Genomic DNA, 2500 nt, shown 5'->3' with positions numbered 1-2500 from the left:
CTGTCTTCGGACGGGTGACTGCGTACCTTTTGTATAATGGGTCAGCGACTTACTTTTAGTGGCAAGGTTAACCGTATAGGGGAGCCGTAGGGAAACCGAGTCTGAATAGGGCGTTTAGTCGCTAGGAGTAGACCCGAAACCGAGCGATCTATCCATGGGCAGGGTGAAGGTTAGGTAACACTGACTGGAGGCCCGAACCCACTGTCGTTGAAAAGCCAGGGGATGACCTGTGGATAGGAGTGAAAGGCTAATCAAGCTCGGAGATAGCTGGTTCTCCCCGAAAGCTATTTAGGTAGCGCCTCGCGTCTCACCCTCGGGGGTAGAGCACTGTTTCGGCTAGGGGCCCATCCCGGGTTACCAAACCGATGCAAACTCCGAATACCGAGGAGTGCAATCGCGGGAGACAGACGGCGGGTGCTAACGTCCGTCGTCAAGAGGGAAACAACCCAGACCGCCAGCTAAGGTCCCCAAGTTCTAGTTAAGTGGGAAACGATGTGAGAAGGCCCAGACAGCCAGGAGGTTGGCTTAGAAGCAGCCACCCTTTAAAGAAAGCGTAATAGCTCACTGGTCGAGTCGGCTCGCGCGGAAGATGTAACGGGGCTAAAACTAGACACCGAAGCTGCGGCTGCACACTTAGGTGTGCGGGGTAGGGGAGCGTTCTGTAAGCTGTAGAAGGTCAATCGAGAGGTTGGCTGGAGGTATCAGAAGTGCGAATGCTGACATGAGTAACGATAAAGGGAGTGAGAAGCTCCCTCGCCGGAAGACCAAGGGTTCCTGCGCAACGTTAATCGGCGCAGGGTGAGTCGGCCCCTAAGGCGAGCACGAAAGTGGTAGTCGATGGGAAACTGGTTAAAATTCCAGTACTGCTAATGACTGCGATGGAGGGACGGAGAAGGCTAGGTCAGCCTGGTGATGGTTATCCAGGTTTAAGCTAGTAGGCGGTGTTCTTAGGCAAATCCGGGAACGCAACGCCGAGAAGCGACGACGAGCTCTCATTAGAGAGCGAAGTGATTGATGCCCTGCTTCCAGGAAAATCTTCTAAGCTTCAGGTCATTAGGAACCGTACCCCAAACCGACACAGGTGGTCAGGTAGAGAATACCAAGGCGCTTGAGAGAACTCGGGTGAAGGAACTAGGCAAAATGGCACCGTAACTTCGGGAGAAGGTGCGCCGCTGATGGTGATTGGACTAGCTCCATGAGCTGTTGGCGGTCGAAGATACCAGGTGGCTGCGACTGTTTATTAAAAACACAGCACTCTGCAAACACGAAAGTGGACGTATAGGGTGTGACGCCTGCCCGGTGCCGGAAGGTTAATTGATGGGGTTAGCTTCGGCGAAGCTCTTGATCGAAGCCCCGGTAAACGGCGGCCGTAACTATAACGGTCCTAAGGTAGCGAAATTCCTTGTCGGGTAAGTTCCGACCTGCACGAATGGCGTAACGATGGCCACGCTGTCTCCACCCGAGACTCAGTGAAATTGAACTTGCTGTGAAGATGCAGTGTATCCGCGGCTAGACGGAAAGACCCCGTGAACCTTTACTACAGCTTCACACTGGACTTTGAACCTACTTGTGTAGGATAGCTGGGAGGCTTTGAAGCCGGGACGCCAGTTCTGGTGGAGCCGACCTTGAAATACCAGCCTGGTATGTTTGAGGTTCTAACTCTGACCTGTAATCCAGGTCGAGGACAGTGTGTGGTGGGTAGTTTGACTGGGGCGGTCTCCTCCCAAAGCGTAACGGAGGAGCACGAAGGTGCGCTAAGCATGGTCGGACATCATGCGGTTAGTGTAAAGGCATAAGCGCGCTTAACTGCGAGACGTACATGTCGAGCAGGTACGAAAGTAGGTCTTAGTGATCCGGTGGTTCTGAATGGAAGGGCCATCGCTCAACGGATAAAAGGTACTCCGGGGATAACAGGCTGATACCGCCCAAGAGTTCACATCGACGGCGGTGTTTGGCACCTCGATGTCGGCTCATCACATCCTGGGGCTGAAGCCGGTCCCAAGGGTATGGCTGTTCGCCATTTAAAGTGGTACGCGAGCTGGGTTTAGAACGTCGTGAGACAGTTCGGTCCCTATCTGCCGTGGACGTTGGAGACTTGAGGAGAGCTGCTCCTAGTACGAGAGGACCGGAGTGGACGAACCACTGGTGTTCCGGTTGTGTCGCCAGACGCATTGCCGGGTAGCTAAGTTCGGACGGGATAACCGCTGAAGGCATCTAAGCGGGAAGCCCCCTTCAAGATGAAGTCTCCCTGGGCTGTAAGGCCCCTGAAGAGCCGTTTAAGACTAAGACGTTGATAGGCTGGGTGTGTAAGCGTTGTGAGGCGTTGAGCTAACCAGTACTAATGGCTCGTGAGGCTTGACCATATAACGCCAAAGTGATTTGAGTGAGTTGTAGTTACGATTCTGCTAAAGGTTTATGCTTGACGACGATAGCGAGTGGGCACCACCTGATTCCATCCCGAACTCAGAAGTGAAACTGCTCAGCGCCGATGGTAGTGTGG

At 53.8% G+C, this 2500-nt stretch carries 2 rRNA genes (1 of these 2 cut by a window edge); both read left to right on the top strand.

Annotation, left to right across the window (positions count from 1 at the left end):
• A 23S ribosomal RNA gene (locus F607_RS0124290) occupies positions 1 to 2363 on the top strand (it extends 531 nt beyond the left edge of the window).
• 55 nt (positions 2364 to 2418) lie between these two features.
• Positions 2419 to 2500 (top strand): 5S ribosomal RNA (gene rrf, locus F607_RS0124285); the annotation flags it as partial.

The sequence above is a fragment of the Zooshikella ganghwensis DSM 15267 genome, assembly GCF_000428585.1.
In the GTDB taxonomy this organism is placed as follows: domain Bacteria; phylum Pseudomonadota; class Gammaproteobacteria; order Pseudomonadales; family Zooshikellaceae; genus Zooshikella; species Zooshikella ganghwensis.
Note: the sequence above shows the minus strand (reverse complement) of the source record. Positions and strands in the feature narration are given on the sequence as shown.